The sequence below is a fragment of the Lysobacter enzymogenes genome (genome assembly GCF_900106525.1).
GTDB classification, from domain to species: domain Bacteria; phylum Pseudomonadota; class Gammaproteobacteria; order Xanthomonadales; family Xanthomonadaceae; genus Lysobacter; species Lysobacter enzymogenes.
Map to the genome: position 1 here is coordinate 13,795 of NZ_FNOG01000013.1, position 15,996 is coordinate 29,790.

18 protein-coding genes and 1 pseudogene are annotated in these 15,996 nt (G+C 70.4%); 12 read left to right on the forward strand and 7 right to left on the reverse strand.

What is annotated here, in order from left to right:
* Positions 1–11 precede the first annotated feature (11 nt).
* Entirely contained in the window at positions 12–335 is a 324-nt protein-coding gene (locus BLU84_RS23760; RefSeq protein WP_074873094.1) for a hypothetical protein, read from the forward strand.
* Positions 336–435: 100 nt separating this feature from the next.
* On the forward strand, positions 436–798 hold the full coding sequence (locus tag BLU84_RS23765; RefSeq protein ID WP_074873097.1) for a YkgJ family cysteine cluster protein: 363 nt from the start codon (positions 436–438) through the stop codon (positions 796–798).
* Positions 799–825: 27 nt separating this feature from the next.
* On the opposite strand, the gene BLU84_RS23770 is transcribed toward BLU84_RS23765, so the two are convergent.
* Positions 826–1,032 carry a hypothetical protein gene (locus tag BLU84_RS23770; protein WP_074873100.1) on the reverse strand — a complete coding sequence of 69 codons (207 nt, stop codon included), beginning with the start codon at positions 1,030–1,032 and terminating at the stop codon, positions 826–828.
* Positions 1,033–1,126: 94 nt separating this feature from the next.
* Positions 1,127–1,459, reverse strand: coding sequence for a hypothetical protein (locus BLU84_RS23775; protein ID WP_139175219.1), 333 nt, complete (start codon positions 1,457–1,459; stop codon positions 1,127–1,129).
* Positions 1,460–1,641: 182 nt separating this feature from the next.
* Here BLU84_RS23775 and icd point away from each other — a divergent pair, with 182 nt between their 5' ends.
* The 4 genes from icd to BLU84_RS23795 all read left to right on the forward strand — a co-directional run bounded on the left by icd (position 1,642) and on the right by BLU84_RS23795 (position 4,729).
* Positions 1,642–2,970, forward strand: a complete 1,329-nt coding sequence (gene icd, locus BLU84_RS23780; RefSeq protein ID WP_074873107.1) for an isocitrate dehydrogenase (NADP(+)) — start codon at positions 1,642–1,644, stop codon at positions 2,968–2,970.
* 378 nt (positions 2,971–3,348) lie between these two features.
* Positions 3,349–3,867, forward strand: coding sequence for a hypothetical protein (locus tag BLU84_RS23785; RefSeq protein WP_074873110.1), 519 nt, complete (start codon positions 3,349–3,351; stop codon positions 3,865–3,867).
* Entirely contained in the window at positions 3,864–4,244 is a 381-nt protein-coding gene (locus BLU84_RS23790) for a hypothetical protein (RefSeq protein WP_139175220.1), read from the forward strand. The genes BLU84_RS23785 and BLU84_RS23790 overlap by 4 nt, the downstream gene beginning before the upstream one ends.
* Positions 4,241–4,729, forward strand: coding sequence for a hypothetical protein (locus BLU84_RS23795; RefSeq protein WP_074873117.1), 489 nt, complete (start codon positions 4,241–4,243; stop codon positions 4,727–4,729). Before BLU84_RS23790 ends, BLU84_RS23795 begins: the two co-directional genes overlap by 4 nt.
* Positions 4,730–4,930: 201 nt before the next feature.
* On the opposite strand, the gene BLU84_RS23800 is transcribed toward BLU84_RS23795, so the two are convergent.
* Entirely contained in the window at positions 4,931–5,248 is a 318-nt protein-coding gene (locus BLU84_RS23800; protein ID WP_074873121.1) for a hypothetical protein, read from the reverse strand.
* Positions 5,249–5,355: 107 nt separating this feature from the next.
* Positions 5,356–6,384, reverse strand: a complete 1,029-nt coding sequence (locus BLU84_RS23805; protein ID WP_074873124.1) for a DUF4344 domain-containing metallopeptidase — start codon at positions 6,382–6,384, stop codon at positions 5,356–5,358.
* A 541-nt stretch (positions 6,385–6,925) separates the two neighbouring features.
* Between BLU84_RS23805 and aceK the strand changes: the two genes are divergently transcribed.
* The gene (gene aceK, locus BLU84_RS23810; protein WP_074873127.1) at positions 6,926–8,656 is read left to right on the forward strand and encodes a bifunctional isocitrate dehydrogenase kinase/phosphatase; all 1,731 of its coding nucleotides are present in this window, start codon (positions 6,926–6,928) and stop codon (positions 8,654–8,656) included.
* A 24-nt stretch (positions 8,657–8,680) separates the two neighbouring features.
* Here the strand turns inward: aceK and BLU84_RS23815 are convergent, their stop codons facing one another.
* Both BLU84_RS23815 and BLU84_RS23820 read right to left on the reverse strand, forming a co-directional pair.
* Positions 8,681–9,976 (reverse strand): pYEATS domain-containing protein, encoded by a 1,296-nt coding sequence (locus BLU84_RS23815; protein WP_074873129.1) that lies wholly within the window; start codon positions 9,974–9,976, stop codon positions 8,681–8,683.
* A 125-nt stretch (positions 9,977–10,101) separates the two neighbouring features.
* On the reverse strand, positions 10,102–10,341 hold the full coding sequence (locus BLU84_RS23820) for a hypothetical protein (protein WP_074873131.1): 240 nt from the start codon (positions 10,339–10,341) through the stop codon (positions 10,102–10,104).
* A 162-nt stretch (positions 10,342–10,503) separates the two neighbouring features.
* Here BLU84_RS23820 and BLU84_RS23825 point away from each other — a divergent pair, with 162 nt between their 5' ends.
* Positions 10,504–11,463, forward strand: a complete 960-nt coding sequence (locus BLU84_RS23825; RefSeq protein WP_074873134.1) for a LysR substrate-binding domain-containing protein — start codon at positions 10,504–10,506, stop codon at positions 11,461–11,463.
* A 505-nt stretch (positions 11,464–11,968) separates the two neighbouring features.
* Positions 11,969–12,745 (forward strand): annotated as a pseudogene (locus BLU84_RS23830) (class I SAM-dependent methyltransferase); the annotation flags it as partial.
* 200 nt (positions 12,746–12,945) lie between these two features.
* Here the strand turns inward: BLU84_RS23830 and BLU84_RS23835 are convergent.
* Positions 12,946–13,515 carry a relaxation protein gene (locus tag BLU84_RS23835; RefSeq protein ID WP_074873138.1) on the reverse strand — a complete coding sequence of 190 codons (570 nt, stop codon included), beginning with the start codon at positions 13,513–13,515 and terminating at the stop codon, positions 12,946–12,948.
* A 408-nt stretch (positions 13,516–13,923) separates the two neighbouring features.
* Here BLU84_RS23835 and BLU84_RS23840 point away from each other — a divergent pair, with 408 nt between their 5' ends.
* The 3 genes from BLU84_RS23840 to BLU84_RS23850 all read left to right on the forward strand — a co-directional run bounded on the left by BLU84_RS23840 (position 13,924) and on the right by BLU84_RS23850 (position 15,957).
* Positions 13,924–14,109, forward strand: coding sequence for a hypothetical protein (locus BLU84_RS23840; protein ID WP_074873141.1), 186 nt, complete (start codon positions 13,924–13,926; stop codon positions 14,107–14,109).
* Between the two features lie 372 nt (positions 14,110–14,481).
* Positions 14,482–14,841, forward strand: coding sequence for a hotdog fold thioesterase (locus BLU84_RS23845; RefSeq protein WP_074873273.1), 360 nt, complete (start codon positions 14,482–14,484; stop codon positions 14,839–14,841).
* Positions 14,842–14,910: 69 nt separating this feature from the next.
* Positions 14,911–15,957, forward strand: coding sequence for a LacI family DNA-binding transcriptional regulator (locus tag BLU84_RS23850; protein WP_074873144.1), 1,047 nt, complete (start codon positions 14,911–14,913; stop codon positions 15,955–15,957).
* Positions 15,958–15,996: the final 39 nt, after the last annotated feature.

Sequence of the window (15,996 nt, forward strand, 5' to 3'; positions counted from 1 at the left end):
GGACGAGCGTCGTGCGCGAATCGCAGTTCGGCTTCAGCTATTCGTTTGCGGACCTGTGGCAGGTGCCGATCCTGTCCGGCCTGGTGATCGCGGGCGAGCTGGTCGGCGCGGCGATCGGCTACTTCAACCTGCCGTCGCCCGACGCCTTCATGCGGGTATGGCTCGGCGGCGTACTGGCGCTGATTCCGGCCTACCCGCTCGGCCTGCTGCTGCAATGGAAACTGCAGCCCGAACGACTGGCCGCGAACGCGGTCATGGTCCGCCGGCTCGGCCTGATCGCGGCGCTGCTGGGCTCGGTCGGGCTGGGCATGTGGCTGACCGGCTTCGACTTCTAGCCCGGCGCGGCGCCGCCGCTGTCGGCCGACGCGGCGCGGGTGCGACAATCGCGCTCCTTCGGCGCCCCTCGGCGCCGTCCCCGCCCACGACCCGCCGGCCATGCCCGACGCCACCCACCCCTGCCTGCGCTGCGGCGCCTGCTGCGCCGGCTTCCGCGTCGCGTTCCACTGGAGCGAAACCGACGCCTGCGAAGGCGGCCTGACCCCGACCGCACTGACCGAACCGCTCGACCCGCACCGCGTGGTCATGCGCGGCACCTACGGCGCGGCGCCGCTGCGCTGCGAGCAATTGCGCGGCAATGTCGCGACCGACGCGCACTGCGGCATCTACCCGCTGCGGCCCTCGCCCTGCCGCGAGCTCAAAGCGGCGTGGGAAGACGGCGCGCCGAGCGCGCAATGCGACAGGGCGCGCATCGCGCATGGGATGGCGCCGTTGACGCCAGCGGATTGGCGCGACGCTTGATCTACGCCAGGCCGCTGCGGGCCGAGCTCAAAGCACGAACGTGGCGATGACGCCCACCCCGGCGACGACGCCCAGCACGCCGATGAGGATCGCCGCCCATCCGCGCACCGTGATGCTGCCGGAGTCGCTGGAGTCGGTGTCGCCGATGTCGATGTCCGTGCGCCGGGTGACGATCGCGCGCACGCCCAGACCGATCAGCAGCAGGCCGATCAGGCCGATCAGCGCCTTTTCCATGACGGTCCTCCGATCCATAGCCGGAGCACAATTCGACGACTCGCGTCTGCGTACGCGCATTCGGCGTTCCCGAATCTACAGGCGCGCGGCTCGATCAATCCCGCGCCAGTCCGCAGTGACGGCACTCGCGCGCGAACGGCCAGTAGCTTAGCGACGTCACGAAGAACGCGCCGTCGCAGCGCGGACAGGCGAATCGCTGCAACCGCACCGCGACGACGACGAAACCCAGCATCCAGGCCAGGCCCGCCGCAACGAAAACCGGGCCCGCCATCGCCTTGGGAATCAGCGGGAGCAGGCCGAAGGCGATGAGCGCGAGCGCGGCGAAGCCACCGAGCCACACGGCGTAGAACCACCACCGGCGCGAGCGGTAGTCGCGCCACTGCCGCTCATAGACCGGATCCGCCATCGCCCGCCTCGCCTGCGTCATCCACGTCCTCCACCATAGCAAGCCCGCGCGGCGGCCCCGCAACACAGCGACCCACCCCGCACTTTGCCTCGCCTCCCCCGAACCGCGACAATGGCCGGCCGGCCCGCTGCCTCGTCCGCGGGCCGCAAGGAACCCTGTACCGTCCATGCGCCCGCGCACGGCCGGCCCCACTGGAGATCGTAATGACCGAGTTCGTAGCGACGCCGCCCTCCGGCGGCGCCAAGATCACCAAGACCCCGACCGGCCTGAACGTGCCGGACCGCCCGATCATCCCGTTCATCGAAGGCGACGGCACCGGCCCCGACATCTGGCGCGCCTCGGTGCGCGTGCTCGACGCCGCGGTCGCCAAGGCCTACGGCGGCCAGAAGAAGATCGAGTGGCTGGAGGTCTATGCCGGCGAGAAAGCCAACAACACGTATGGCACCTGGTTGCCGGATGGGACCGTGCAGGCCTGTCGCGACTACTTGGTCAGCATCAAGGGCCCGCTGACCACGCCGGTCGGCGGCGGCATCCGCTCGCTCAACGTGGCGCTGCGCCAGATGCTCGACCTGTACGTCTGCCTGCGCCCGGTGCGCTGGTTCGAAGGCGTGCCCTCGCCGGTCAAGAAGCCGGGCGATGTCGACATGGTGATCTTCCGCGAGAACACCGAGGACATCTACGCCGGCATCGAATGGGCCGGCGGCAGCGCCGACGCCAAGAAGGTGCTCGACTTCCTGCAGACCGAGTTCCCGCAGGCCTTCGACAAGATCCGCTTCGGCACCCAGGCCAAGATCGACGCCTGGCAGGACGAGCTGGTCGCGGTCGGCGCGCCCAAGCGCGAGCTCGGCGTGGACGTGGGCATCGGCATCAAGCCGGTCTCCTTCCTCGGCACCACCCGCCTGGTCCACGCGGCCATCGAATACGCGATCGAGAACAATCGCAAGTCGGTGACCCTGGTCCACAAGGGCAACATCATGAAGTACACCGAAGGCGGCTTCCGCGACTGGGGTTACCAGATCGCGCGCGAAGCCTTCGGCGCGGTCGAGCTCGACGGCGGCCCGTGGCACGTGATTCCGGAAGGCAAGCCGGGCGCGGGCCTGATCATCAAGGACGCCATCGCCGACGCCTTCCTGCAGCAGATCCTGCTGCGTCCGAAGGAATACGACGTCTCGGCCACCTTGAACCTCAACGGCGACTACCTGTCCGACGCGCTCGCCGCGCAGGTCGGCGGCATCGGCATCGCGCCGGGCGCGAACATCAACTACGTGACCGGTCACGCGGTGTTCGAGGCGACCCACGGCACCGCGCCGAAGTACGCCGACCTGGACAAGGTCAACCCGGGCTCGGTGATCCTGTCGGGCGAGATGATGCTGCGCTACCTGGGCTGGACCGAAGCCGCCGACGCGATCATCGCGGCGATGGACAAGGCCATCGCCTCCAAGCGCGTGACCTACGATTTCGCCCGTCTGATGGACGGCGCGACCGAGGTCAAGTGCTCGGAGTTCGCCGACGAGATCATCAAGCATCTCTGAGGTGGCTGCGCTGCTTACGCTGTAGAAAACGGGGCGCTTCGGCGCCCCGTTTTTTTGTCCGCCCCGAATGCCACGGCCGCTACCTGTAGGAGCGGCGCAAGCCGCGACCAACCGCAGCGACGTACGAAAGCGCCCCCTCCGAAGATCCGAAAATCGGGCGAATCGACAAGCGCCGGTCATTCGGACTTCGGAAAGCTCGCTCACGTACATCGCTGCGGTTGGTCGCGGCTCGCGCCGCTCCTACAGGGGGCTATCGAGGCAACGTTGTACGCGGACGACAGCCGGCATACCAGCCACGGCCGGTTGCGCTAGGATCGCGGCAAGCCCCGCGCCCGCGCGGGCCGCCGCATCGCCTCACACCGGACGCGAGGTCGCCCCATGCGCTTGCTGCTGTCGGTTTTGCTGCTTCTGGCCGGGATCGTGCTGGCTGGAATCTCGCCCGCGTCCGCCGCAGCGCCCTACACGGTCGACTCGATCATGCTGCTGCAGCCGCAAGAGGCGCTGCAGGAACGCATCGACGGCGCCGAGCCGCTGGCCGCCTACATCAAGGCGCTCAACGCCGCCGCGCAGGAGCACCTGCGTCAGGCCGCGCCCGGTGCGCCGGCGTCGGGCTACATTGTCGTCGCGGTGCGCGCCGACGGCGCGCGCAAGATCTGGCTGGACTACGCGCCGGCCTTGCCGGCCGCGGTGTCCGGCCCGCTGCGCGCGGCGCTGGAGCGGGTCGCGCCGATGCGCGTGCGCCGCGGCGCTGCGGTGTTCGCGATCAACGCCTCGCTGTGGGGCGGTGCGCGCGCGAGCGCGCCGCCGTCGCCGGAAGAATGGCGCCGCGCCGCCGGGCGCGCAGGCGAGCCGGTGGAAGTGGAAGACCTGGTGCTGCGGATCTTCGACGGCCGATGAGCATGGCGACCGACCTGCGCGCTTACCGCGTCTACGACGACGGCGCCATCGAAGAACTGGGCCGGGTGCCGACGGCGAGCCTGGGCGAGTTGCTGGCGCAGGCGCAGGCGGCGCTGCACGATCGCGCCCACGGCATCGGCCTGTACCGCGACCAGCGCGATTTTCTCGAAGCGCGTCCGGCCGAAGACGGCGGATTCGCGTTCCACAGCGACCGCCTGAGCCGCGGCTCGGTGCTCTCGCGCCTGAGCGGGCGCGGCGCCGGTCTGGATTTCAGCGTCGCCAACGTCGAGCAGGCGGTGGCGGCATTCGTTTGCTATGCCGGATTAGCGCGCGATTCGTTCGAGCGCAAGGCGGCGGATTTTCCGAAGGTGCGATGAAACCCCGACTGCGTACACACCGGCCGCGTTCGAGGCGGCCATCGACGAGCGCGTCCCTGCGACGCGCCTGCCTGCCGGCCCTGGCCGCGCTGACGCTGTCGCTGCTGGCCGCCTGCGCGCATACGCCGCCCGGCGGCGACGCCGCGCTCACCGTGCTGCGCGTGGACGCGGCGCGGTTCGACGACCCGCAAGGGCGCGAGCCCGCGCTGCGCGAAGCCTGCGCGGCGTGGCGGCTGAGCGAGCGCCAGGTCGCGGCGTTCTTCGCTGCCGGCCGCGAGTATCCCGACGGTACCCACGACGCGTTCTATTGGCTGCCGTGCTCGATCAAGGGCCGCCTGCGCACGCAGGGGCGCGAGTGGGACTTCGAGATCAACGCCGCGGCGACGGCGACCTGGACCGACGGCGCCGATCAGCGGCGCTGGGGCTGCACGGCGAAAGCCTGCGAGCCGTTGGTGCTGTTGATGCCCGACGAGCACGCGCAATAGCGGGGAAACTCCCTGTAGGAGCGGCGCGAGCCGCGACCAACCGCAGCGATGTACGAAAGCGTCCCGTCCGAAGCCCGGACAAGCGGACAAAGCGACATGCGCCGGTCATCCGGACTTCGGGGATGTTCGCTCGCGCGCACCGCTGCGGTTGGTCGCGGCTTGCGCCGCTCCTACAGGGGCGACCGCGAGCGGCGCAGTCGTTCAACCGCGCCGCTTGCACCGCTCGAATTCGTCCTTGAGCGTGGCCTTGAACGCATCGTCGCTGCCCGAGGCCATTTCGGCGTTGAGGCGGTTCAAGTCGTGCTTGGCCACGGCCGCGTCGGCGAAGCAGGCGCAGAAGCCGGCGATGCGCTCGGCGGTCAGCGAGGTGCGCCCGCTCAGGCGGCGCTCGCAGGCGCTGAGGAAGGTGGCGCGCGCTTGCTGCGGCGTGGCGGCGGGTTCGGATTCGGCGGCGGGCTTGGCGCAGGCGGCCAGCGCCAACAGCAGCAGGCTCAGCGCGATCGGGCGATACGGATTCATGAGGGCTTCGAAAGACTCGACGGCAGGACAGGCGCGGCTTCGAGGCGCCAGCGCAAGGGCCCGCCGCAGCGGGCCCCGCGATGTTCGCACGCCTTGCGCGACGGGCGTCAGCGCATGTACGGCGCGGTCGAGTTCTCGACCTGCTTTTGCTTGATCGCCTGGACCTTGGCCTGCTCTTCCTCGAGCGACATGCGGTGCCGCGGCGCGATGTTCGGCTCGATCAGGCGCAGCCAGTTGCGGGTGATCTGCTTGCTCTCGTCCTGGCAGCGCAGCGCGCGCGCCTCGGGCAGCCGGCCGCTGGTGACGATGCGCAGGTACTTGCCCGGGTCGTGGCCGTAGATCATGCACTGCAGGTTGAAGAAGCGCTGCGCGCCGACCGAATGCTCGTCGGCGTAGGTGGCCATGTCGTGGTTGCCGCCGTCGGTCAGCAGAAAGAAGTTCGACGCCATCTGCAGGTTCTGGGCGATGTCGCCGTCGGACTCGTCGGAGCTGACCAGCGACAGCATCAAGGTGGTGGCGAGCTGGTCGACCGCGTCTTCCTCGCGCCCGGTCTGCGGCAGGTCGAGCATGTCGACCAGGGCGTGGCCGGTCTCGTGCAGCATCAGGAAGCGCAGGTTCGCCATCAGGTACTTGAGCTGGTCGCCGGTGCTGCCGCCGTTGGCCTGGACCACCGCCGCGCCCTGGCGCACCAGCAGGTCCAGCATCTCGTAGCACAGCACCACGTCGCCCTTGTCGCGGGCGTAGAAGGCGTTGATGGTGCCGCACTCGGCGGTGATGAAGTTGATCGGCCGCGGCAGGGTCAGCCAGCCGTCGAGCTGATTGACCTCCGGCAGGTGGTGCAGGATGTCGATCTCGCTGGCCATGTTGTACATCGCCAGCAGCTCGGGATTGCGCGGGGACACGTACTTGTAGGTGAAGTGGGTGCCGTCGGCCTTCTCTTCCTGCGCCGCTTGCGCCGCGACCGGCGCGATCTCGGCGGGCGCGGCGGTTTCGGCCGGCTTGGGCGCCGGCAGCGCGGCGGCGGGCGCCGGCGCGGGCGCGGCGGCCTGCCGCTTCTGCCAGGCGCTGTAGCCCCAGACCGAACAGACCGCGATCAAGGCCGCGGCCAGCACGCCGATGATGATCTTCTGAACCATTGTGTGTCGCTCTCGTCAGGAAAGTCGCGGGGCGTGAGAGCCCCGGTTCGAGCGCACAGACGCGAGCGGCGAACGGTTCCGGCGATGCGTTCGGGGCGGCGCGCCGCTCCGGACGGTCCCCCATCGGGCCGGTCCGATCGGCGCGTATAGGCATCCCTGCACCGTCGGGCCGGATGGTACTCCGATGTTTTCGAGAAATGCATCAGGTTTTGCCGCTAATGACAGTAGGAACTGTTCGGGCGGCGGGGTGTGCGGGGCGGTTCGATGGGCGGGCTGCGGGGCGATGCGGGTTGCGGTTGCGACATCGCGCGGGCGGCGCGAGCTGTGGGTTCGCGGTCGCGGCTTGCGCCGCTCCTACAGGGGGGCTTCGGGTGCGGCGCGGTGGGCTGGGTCTCGTAGTGGACCTTCTGTGCCATGCGTTTGCGCTTGGCGGGCGAGGTCGCGGGATTCCGTGTCCGGGGCTGCACGACGGTTTCATCGGTAAGGAACATCGGGCCGCGGGCGGGCCGCCGCCGCGCGCGCGGCGCCGTACACTGCGGCCATGTCCGCCGCCCCCGACACCCTTGCCGAAGCGGTCGCCGTCGCCGGCCAGATCCGCGATGCGTTCGCCGATTACCACGCGCGCTTCGCCGCGATCACCCGGCGCGCGCAAGGCCGCTTCGAGCGCGGCGACTGGAACGGCGCGCGCGAGGATGCGGTCGAGCGCATCGCCCTGTACGACCGCTGCGTCGGCGAGGCCGGGCAGGCGCTGGAGACGCGGCTGGGCCTGCGCGCGCGCGAACGCGCGCTGTGGTCGCGGGTGCGCGAGGCCTACGCCGACACCGTCGCGCCGCTGCTCGACGGCGAGCTGTACAAGACCTTCTTCAACACCCTGACCCGGCGCTTCTTCAAGACCCGCGGGGTGGACCCGGCGCTGGAGTTCGTGGCGCTGGACATCGAGCCGACCGACGCGATCACCCACCCGGTGGCACGGCACAGCTATGCGGTGTCCGGCGACCGCTTGGTCGAGACCTTCATGCGTGTGCTCGACGACTACCCTTTCGCCGTGCCCTACGCCCACCGCACCCGCTGCGCGGCCGGCATCGCGGTGCGGCTGCAGGAGGATCTGCAGCACTGGGGCCCGCAGCCGGTGCGCGCGGTGGAGTTGCTGGACACGGTGTTCTATCGCGAACGCCGCGCCTATCTGGTCGGCCGGGTGTTCGGCGAACGCAGTTTCTCGCCGTGCGTGATCGCGCTGGTCAACGAGGACGGTGCGCTGCGGGTCGACGCGGTGCTGACCCTGCGCGCCGAGGTGGTGCAGCTTTTCAGCTACTCGCGCAGCTATTTCCACGCCGACCTGCCCACGGTCGGCGACGCGGTGGTGTTCCTGCGCACGCTGCTGCCGGGCAAGCCGATCGACGAGCTCTACACCGTGCTCGGCCGCGCCAAGCAGGGCAAGACCGAGCGCTACCGCACCTTCTTCCGCCAGTTCGCCGCGCAGCCGGGCGAGCGCCTGATCCGCGCCGAAGGCGAGCGCGGCATGGTCATGGCGGTGTTCACCCTGCCCAGCTATCCGCTGGTGTTCAAGCTGATCCGCGACCGCTTCGCCTACCCGAAAGAAGTCGCGCGCGAGGAGGTGGAAGCCAAGTACTCGCTGGTGTTCCACCACGACCGCGTCGGCCGGCTGGTCGATGCGCAGCCGTTCCGCTTCCTGCGTTTTCCGCGCGCGCGCTTCGATCCGGACCTGCTCAACGAATTGCTGGACACGTGCGCCGGCAGCATCACCCTCGACGGCGACGACCTGGTGCTGCACCTGTGCTACGTCGAGCGCCGCCTGCGCCCCCTCAACCTGTACGTGCGCGAGCAGACGCCGGAGGCCGCGCGCGCGGCGGTGATCGACTACGGCCAGGCGATCCGCGATCTGGCCTTGAGCAACATCTTCCCCGGCGATTTGTTGCTGAAGAACTTCGGCGTGTCGCGCCACGGGCGGGCGATCTTCTACGACTACGACGAGCTGTGTCTGGTCAGCGACTGCCGCTTCCGCGAGGTGCCGGCGCCGCGCAACCACGAAGAAGAAATGGAATCGGGCGCGTGGTTCTACGCCCACGGCAACGACGTGTTCCCCGAGCAGTTCCCGCGCTTCCTCGGCCTGAGCCCGCCGCTGCTGGCCGCGCTGATGCACGCCCACGGCGAGATTTTCCAGGTCGATTGGTGGCGGCAGGTGCAGGCCGGGCTCGCGGCCGGGCGGATCAACGATGTGGCGCCGTATCCGTCGGCGCGGCGGCTGCCTTAGCCGGCGCGCCCGGTGGACGCGCGCTCAGTTGGCGGCGAACGCCGGCGGCAGGTCCGGCAGGTCGGCCAGATTCAATTCCAGGCGGGTGGCGCCGTCGTCAGCTTCGGCGCCGATGGTGAACACGCCGGCGGCGATGATGCGCAGTTCGGCGGCGCCGTCGCTCAACAGCGCTTCGCGCACAGCCGGGTCGAAGGTCGGATGCAGGTGGATCCGCACCGGCCCGCGCAACGGCCGCGCCGGATCCAGCGAGCGTACCCGGATGGTCACCGCGCAGGTCTGGCCGGTTTCGCTCAGCGGCTGCACCTGGGCGCTGAGTTCGCGGCCGTCGGCGCTGGCCTGGCCGCCGAAGCGGCCGAGGTTGGGGTCGCTGTCCCAGACGTCCTGCTGCGCCGCGGCGGCTTCGCCCGAGGCGATGTCCTGCTTGTATTGCTTGTAGTCGCCGATCAAGCGCGTCCACGATTCGCGGGTCGGCCAGACGCTGCGCGCGCGCTGCGCGCCGACCTGCAACGGCGCGACCGTGCCGCTCTGCAGGAAGCTGGCAGCGCGGCTCATCTCCTGCGCCTCGCTGCTGGCCTGTTCGGCCTGTTCGCGCGCCTGTCGCGCCTGTTCGTCGGCTTCACGCGCGGCTTGCTCGGCCTGTGCCTTGCGCTCGCGCTCGAGGTCGGCGTTGCGTTCGGCCGCTTCGGCGTCCTGCTTGGCCTGCTGCGCGACCTCCTCGGCGTCCGCGGCGCGACGCTCGGCCAACTCGCGCTCGCGCCGCTCCGCCGCGACCGCGGTCTCGTTGTATTCCAGGTAATAGACGAACGCGGTGCGGGTCCAGATGTAGAACCCGATGAAACCGAACAGCAGCGAGGCCAGCAGCACGAAGCCGGCGCTGGGCGCGCCGTCCGCGCCCAGGCCCCAGGCGATCGCGACCTGACGCGAGAGCGCCTGGAACTCGCTGGAAATGCGCTGGGCTTCGACCAGGCCGATGCCGACCACGATCTTGGTCAGCCAGTCGCTGATCTGCTCCAGGTTGGTGTTGTGGGCGAAACCGCCGCCCGGCGCGACCGTGGGCTGGCCGTTGCCGGCGGCGGGTGCGGCCACCGCCAGCGAGCGCGGGATGCCGAACAGGAAGCCGAGCGTGGCGCCGGACAGCATCGCGGCGAACACCGCGCCGAGCACGGCGCCGACGACATAGTCCGAGGCCGCCAGCGCCGCCGCGACGACGATGCCGGCAAACAATCCGCCGAGAATGCGCAGCGCCGCCTTCTGGATCGCGGCGACCTGATCGCCCGGGTTGCGTGCGGCCGGCGCGCCGGTTGCGGTCGGATCGTTCATGGCGGCATTCCCCCGAGTGCCCGATGCGCGGCGGCGGCCGCGCGCGTTCCTTCGTCAGTACCTTCCTTCGCCAGGATCAACGCAGCCGCGCGGGGGGCGCGGCCACCGGGCCGGGGGTGCCGCGCTCAGGCGCAGCCGCGCGCGCCGTCGCAGCCGGCTTCGACCCGCGCGCTTTGCGCCGGCCACAGCCGCAGCCACCAGCGGCGCCAGTCGGCGCGCGGTGCGGCTTGAGCCGGGCGCGAGGCGGGCACATAGGCGGCCGGCCGGCGCGGCGGCGCCGGCGTGGCGGCCGGCGACTCGTCGTCCGCGTCGCGCGGATCGACGAAATGGCCGTGCAGGAACATCAGATTCTTGTAGATATTCATGGCCTGGTCTCCTTGAGGACCGAGCCCCGCCGGCGCGTGGGGAACGCCGGGGGCTGCGGACGAAGCTCAGGCTACGCTCGCCAAATACGGCAAAAAAGCGATACGTTTGCAAGCCAGACTTGAGCCGGATCGAACGCTCCGCCACCACCGGGAACCGCCGCGATGAACCGTCCGCCGTTGCACGCCCTGCTGGGTTTCGCCACCGCCGCACGCTTGAACAACCTCACCCGCGCGGCCGAACAGATGCACCTCACCGTCAGCGCCCTGAGCCACCAGATCCGCACCCTGGAGCAGCGCCTGGGCCGGCGCTTGTTCGAACGCGGCCCGCGCGGGGTGCGCCTGACCGCCGACGGCGAGCGCCTGCTGTCGGTGGTGGCGCCGCACCTGGACGCGCTCGACCACGCCCTGCGCCCGTACAGCCCGCGCCGCGACGACGTGCTGACGCTGAGCCTGATGGCCTCGATGGCCTCGTCCTGGCTGGTGCCGCGGCTGGGCGGCTTCGTCGCCCGCTATCCGCAGCTCGAACTCAACCTGTTCTCGTCCGCGGCGCTGGTCGATTTCGACCGCGAGCCCGGCATCGACGCGGCCATGCGCGGCGGCTACGGGCGCTGGCCGGGGCTGGTGATCGAGCACCTGTTCGACGAAACCCTGATCCCGGTGGCGAGCCCGGCGCTGGTGGAGCGCATGGGCGGCCTGCCGGCGCAGGAAGACCTGCACCGCTGGCCGCTGCTGGGCGACCTGTCCACGTATTGGCAGGACTGGTTCGACCGTTACGGCGGCAAGCCGCCGGCGCGCTTCGTCGCCCACTTCGACGACTCCGAGACCATGCACCGCGCCGCGGTCGAAGGCCTGGGCGTGGCGCTGGGGCGGATGGCGCGCACCCGCCTGCTGATCCGCAACGGCCAGCTGGTGCCGCTGAGCCAGGGCCGGCTGAAGATCGACTGGGGCCATTACCTGGTGTATCCGCCGCGCTCGGTCGATCACGCCGGGCTGGAATCTTTCCGCACCTGGCTGCATGAACAGGCACGCGAGTACGTCGAACAGATGGACAGCGACCTCGCCGTGCGCGACCTCGCCGGCGCGCCGGCGGCGACGCGCAAGCCGCGCGCGAAGCGGGCCTGAGCGTTCCTGTCGCAGCGCAGCGCGGCCGCGACCGGCTCGCCGCGCACAGTCGCGCTGCAGCGCAGGCTGAACGCATGCGGTAGGCTGCGGCCTTCCGAACGTCAATGGAGTGGGTTGCATGGAACGTCAACGCCTTGCCCGACTGCTGCTCGCCGCGGTGCTGCCCGCCGGCCTGTGCGCGGCCGCGCATGCCCAGGAAACCAAACCAACCGAAGCCGCCGTAGAGCAGGCCGCCGAGAAGCCGGCCGAAGCCGCGGCTGCGCAAGCCGCACCGCAGGCCGCGCAACCGGCCGCAACGCCGGCCGCCGTACCGACCGGCCCGGTGCCCACCGGCCCGGCGCAGACGGGCGCCGAGAAGCCCGCAGAACAACCCGCGCCGAAGCCGGCCGAACCGGCCGCGGCGCCAGCCGCCGAAAAGCCGGCCGAGAAGCCTGCCGAAAAGACCGCTGCCCAGGCCGCGCAAGCCGCGCCGAAGCCGGCCGAAAAGACCGCCGAGAAGCCGGCCGCGCGCAAGCCCGCCGCTGCCGCCGCCGCGGGCAATCCGCTCAAGGCCGCCATCGCCGGCAGCTGGCGCGATCCGAACAACATCGCCCGCGATCAATACCGCCATCCGCTGGAAACGCTGCAGTTCTTCGGCGTGCGCCCGGACCAGACCGTGGTCGAAATCACCCCGGGCGGCGGCTGGTACTCGGAAATCCTCGCCCCGTACCTGCGCGAGAAGGGCCGCTACGTGGCCGCGGTGGTCGATCCCGACAGCCAGACCAAGGACAGCGCGCGCATCTACTACGACAAGGCCAAGACCGGCCTGGAGAAGAAGTTCGCCGACGCGCCGCTGCAGTACGCCGCCGCCGTGGTCGCCGCCTACGACCCGTTCAAGCCCGCGTTCGGCCCGGCCAATTCGGCCGACGTGGTGCTGACCTTCCGCAACGTGCACAACTGGCGCAGCGCCGGCCAGGCCGAGGTGATGTTCAAGGGCTTCTTCGAGGTGCTCAAGCCGGGCGGCACGCTCGGCGTGGTCGAGCACCGCGCCAAGGCCGACGTGCCGGCCGACGACAAGAGCGGTTATGTCGGCCAGGCGCAGGTGATCGCGATGGCCGAGGCGGCCGGCTTCCGGCTCGAAGGCAAGAGCGAGGTCAACGCCAACCCGCGCGACACCAAGGACTACCCGAAGGGCGTGTGGACCCTGCCGCCGAGCAATCAGCACGACGCGGCGGACGAGGCCAAGTACAAGGCGATCGGCGAGAGCGACCGGATGACGCTGCGGTTCCGCAAGCCGCGTTGATCGCGGCGCGGTTCGATGATGTGGAAGAAGAAGCCGGCGCGCGAGCGTCGGCTTTTTCGTTTGGCGTGGCGGTATTTGTGGCCGGCGGAACTTGGCGAGCGAGCGAGCGAGCGCGTGGCGGGCGCGCGGGCGTAGGCGTGTTGCGGCGCGGTTGAGTTGTCGCGGTCGCGGCTTGCGCCGCTTCTACAGGGGCTTCGGGGTCAGCGCGGGCGGACGGGGCGGTATTGCTTGCGTTCGCCGTAGGCGGCGGCCTTGTCGTCGACGTTGGCGCACAGGCGCTCTTCGCACAGGGTCACGTCGGCCTGGTTGTAGGCGCGCAGCAGTTCGGCGGAGATGCGCTGGCGATCGATGTCGGCGCGGTATTGCCACAGCAGCCAGCCGCCGCCGAGCAGCAACAGCAGCACGCTGCCGAACGCGGCGCCGACGATCTTCCACACCAGGTGCCGGTGCAACTGCTCCATGCGCTTGAGCTGCGCCGCCAAGGTCTGCGAGCCGTCGTGGAGCAGGCTACCGGCCTCGCGCAGGCGTTTCTCGTAAGCGCCGACCGGTTCGGACAGACCGCTTTCGAGCTTGCCCATCACCGCGCCGGGCAGGCTGCGCAGGCTGTCGTCGGCCGATTGCCGCACCACGCCGGGCACTTGCTGCGCCAGCGCCTGCAGATGTTCGGCCAGCGCGCGCTGGTGACGCTCGAGTTCTTCGCAGCGGCGCTCGAACTGCTCCATCAGTACTGCGGTCTTGCTGATCAGCGCTGTCAGCTCGTCGTGTTGCATCCGCTTCTCCTTGCCGCTCCTTGTCCGCCGCGCCGGCCGGCGGGCGAACCCATTGCGCGTGCCGGCCCGAGCCTACGCGAGCGCTCGCGCCCGGGGCAACGCGGGGCGGCGGCGGTGCCAGCCGATTAGCGAGTCCGGCCCGGTCGCCCGCGGCTGATTCCCGCCCGCCCCGTCACATCCCGCCCGGCCCCCGCGTCTAGGTCGTCAGTCATGGCAACCCTGATCGGCCCCGCCACATCTCTATCCACGAACCCGGCAGATGCAGCCCGCCGGCCAGCCCCCAGAACCCGCCGGGGCATGACCAAAGAGACACATGACTTCCAGCACATAGCGACTTCCGCCCAGGTGTTGTACTTTACCAACACACCGAAGCACTACTACTCCACGACAGACAGAAAGGACCCCACCATGAACGCCACCAACGCCCGCACCGCCACCGCCGCCCCGACCACCAAGACCCCGGCCGCCAACGCCCCGGTCCGCCACGTCCACCGCCAGCGCGACTTCGGCGTCGGCTACGGCAACTCCAGCGGCTACGCCAGCAACCGCAGCTACGCCAGCAACTGGGTCCAGCCGCGCTTCCGCTTCGCCTGATCGGTAATCGCGCGTCCATGGTCCGGTGGTCCACGCTTCCCTGGTCCGGATCGGCGCACTGAGCGCTCCCTTTTCCCAAAGTCCCAGCGCGCGCCGATCCGGCCTCTTTTCCCGGATTCCCCTAACCCGACCCGCAACCCGGCTGCACCCCGCTCCAGACCCTCGTAGCTCCACCCGCACCGCAGCTCGTTCCCGGCGCAAGCCGACACGTCCAGGCTGGTCCGGTCGTCGCCGCGTCGCTATCGTTGCCCGATGAGCGCATCCGACCCGACCAGCCCCGCGGCGCCCGCCGCCGAAGCGACCGCCGCCAAGTCCTTGTTCCGCGGCACCACCACCGTCGACGACCTCAACCGGCTCTCGCGCAACACCGCGATGGAGCCTTTAGGCATCGTCTTCACCGAAATCGGCCCCGATTACGTGCGCGGCACCATGCCGGTCGACGCGCGCACCCACCAGCCCTACGGCCTGCTCCACGGCGGCGCCTCGGTGCTGCTGGCCGAGACCCTGGGCAGCAGCGCCGGCAACCTGTGCTGCTCGGAAGGCCGGATCTGCGTCGGCATCGAGATCAACGCCAACCACGTGCGCGGGGTGCGCAGCGGCACCGTCACCGGCACCGCCCGGCCGATCCACGTCGGCGTCAGCACCCAGGTCTGGGAGATCCGCATCGAGGACGAGGCCGGCCGCCTGGCCTGCATCTCGCGCCTGACCCTGGCCGTGGTACCCAAGGCCTGAGCCGGCGGGTAGGCTAGGACTCCGCGTGGCGCGCGATGCGCGCCCGCACCGCGCCATCGCCGAGGTCCCGTGCGCCGACCCACCATCAAAGATGTCGCCGAACTCGCCCAGGTCTCGCTGAAGACCGTCTCGCGGGTCATCAACGACGAGTCCGGCGTGCGCGCCCGCACCCGCGCGCGGGTGCACGAGGCGATCGCCGAACTCGAATACCGTCCCGACCCGTCCGCGCGCAGCCTGCGCAGCGCCCAGCCGTATGCGCTGGGCGTGGTCTACGACAACCCGAACCCGTACTACATCATCAGCGTGCAGAACGGCGTGCTGGCCGCCTGCCGCGAGACCGGCTACGGCCTGCAGATCCATCCCTGCGATTCGTCCTCGCCGCTGCTGGCCGCCGACCTGATCGACCTGGTCCAGGGCGCGCGCCTGGCCGGCCTGGTGCTGGCGCCGCCGATGTCCGAGCGCATGGAGCTGGTCAGCGAACTGCTCGCGCACGGGATCAAGCTGGTGCGCATCGTCTCGGCCGCGGAAGACCCGCGCGACGGCGCGCCGTGCGTATGGGTCGACGACCGCGACGCCGCCTACGACATCACTGAGCACCTGATCCAGCTCGGCCACCAGCGCATCGGCTTCCTGTGGGGCGGCAAATCGCACCGCTCCAGTTGGGAGCGCTACAAGGGCTACGCCCAGGCGCTGACCGACTACGGCATCGGCGAAGACGAAAACCTGGTGCTGCCCGGCGACTACTCCTTCGACGACGGCTTCCGCGGCGCGCGCCGCCTGTTCGCCCTGCCCGACCGGCCGACCGCGATCTTCGGCAGCAACGACGAAATCGCCGCCGGCGTGCTGGCGGCGGCGAAGTCCTCCGGCATGCACGTGCCCTACGACCTGTCGATCGCCGGGTTCGAGGACAGCCCGTTCTCCAAGCAGTCGTGGCCGACGCTGACCACCGCGCGGCAGGCGACCGAAGAGATCGCGCGCCACGCCGCGTATCGCCTGATCGCCGAATTGCGGCGCGAGAGCGAGACGCCGGCGGAAGCGCCGGCGAACGAGGGGTTCAGCCCGATCCTGGTGGTGCGCGGGTCGACGGCGCCGCCGCGGCCGCTTGGCGGCGCTTGAGCCGCGACTGCGGCGTCATCGGCCGCAGCCTGCGCTACC

Excerpts from the sequence above, each read along its gene's own strand:
- BLU84_RS23785 (WP_074873110.1), top strand. The coding sequence starts at position 3,349 with ATGCGCTTGCTGCTGTCGGTTTTGCTGCTTCTGGCCGGGATCGTGCTG.
- BLU84_RS23815 (WP_074873129.1), bottom strand. The coding sequence starts at position 9,976 with ATGAACGATCCGACCGCAACCGGCGCGCCGGCCGCACGCAACCCGGGC.
- aceK (WP_074873127.1), top strand. The coding sequence starts at position 6,926 with ATGTCCGCCGCCCCCGACACCCTTGCCGAAGCGGTCGCCGTCGCCGGC.
- BLU84_RS23770 (WP_074873100.1), bottom strand. The coding sequence starts at position 1,032 with ATGGAAAAGGCGCTGATCGGCCTGATCGGCCTGCTGCTGATCGGTCTG.
- BLU84_RS23775 (WP_139175219.1), bottom strand. The coding sequence starts at position 1,459 with ATGACGCAGGCGAGGCGGGCGATGGCGGATCCGGTCTATGAGCGGCAG.
- BLU84_RS23825 (WP_074873134.1), top strand. The coding sequence starts at position 10,504 with ATGAACCGTCCGCCGTTGCACGCCCTGCTGGGTTTCGCCACCGCCGCA.
- BLU84_RS23820 (WP_074873131.1), bottom strand. The coding sequence starts at position 10,341 with ATGAATATCTACAAGAATCTGATGTTCCTGCACGGCCATTTCGTCGAT.
- BLU84_RS23805 (WP_074873124.1), bottom strand. The coding sequence starts at position 6,384 with ATGGTTCAGAAGATCATCATCGGCGTGCTGGCCGCGGCCTTGATCGCG.
- BLU84_RS23835 (WP_074873138.1), bottom strand. The coding sequence starts at position 13,515 with ATGCAACACGACGAGCTGACAGCGCTGATCAGCAAGACCGCAGTACTG.
- icd (WP_074873107.1), top strand. The coding sequence starts at position 1,642 with ATGACCGAGTTCGTAGCGACGCCGCCCTCCGGCGGCGCCAAGATCACC.
- BLU84_RS23840 (WP_074873141.1), top strand. The coding sequence starts at position 13,924 with ATGAACGCCACCAACGCCCGCACCGCCACCGCCGCCCCGACCACCAAG.
- BLU84_RS23845 (WP_074873273.1), top strand. The coding sequence starts at position 14,482 with ATGGAGCCTTTAGGCATCGTCTTCACCGAAATCGGCCCCGATTACGTG.
- BLU84_RS23795 (WP_074873117.1), top strand. The coding sequence starts at position 4,241 with ATGAAACCCCGACTGCGTACACACCGGCCGCGTTCGAGGCGGCCATCG.
- BLU84_RS23765 (WP_074873097.1), top strand. The coding sequence starts at position 436 with ATGCCCGACGCCACCCACCCCTGCCTGCGCTGCGGCGCCTGCTGCGCC.
- BLU84_RS23800 (WP_074873121.1), bottom strand. The coding sequence starts at position 5,248 with ATGAATCCGTATCGCCCGATCGCGCTGAGCCTGCTGCTGTTGGCGCTG.
- BLU84_RS23790 (WP_139175220.1), top strand. The coding sequence starts at position 3,864 with ATGAGCATGGCGACCGACCTGCGCGCTTACCGCGTCTACGACGACGGC.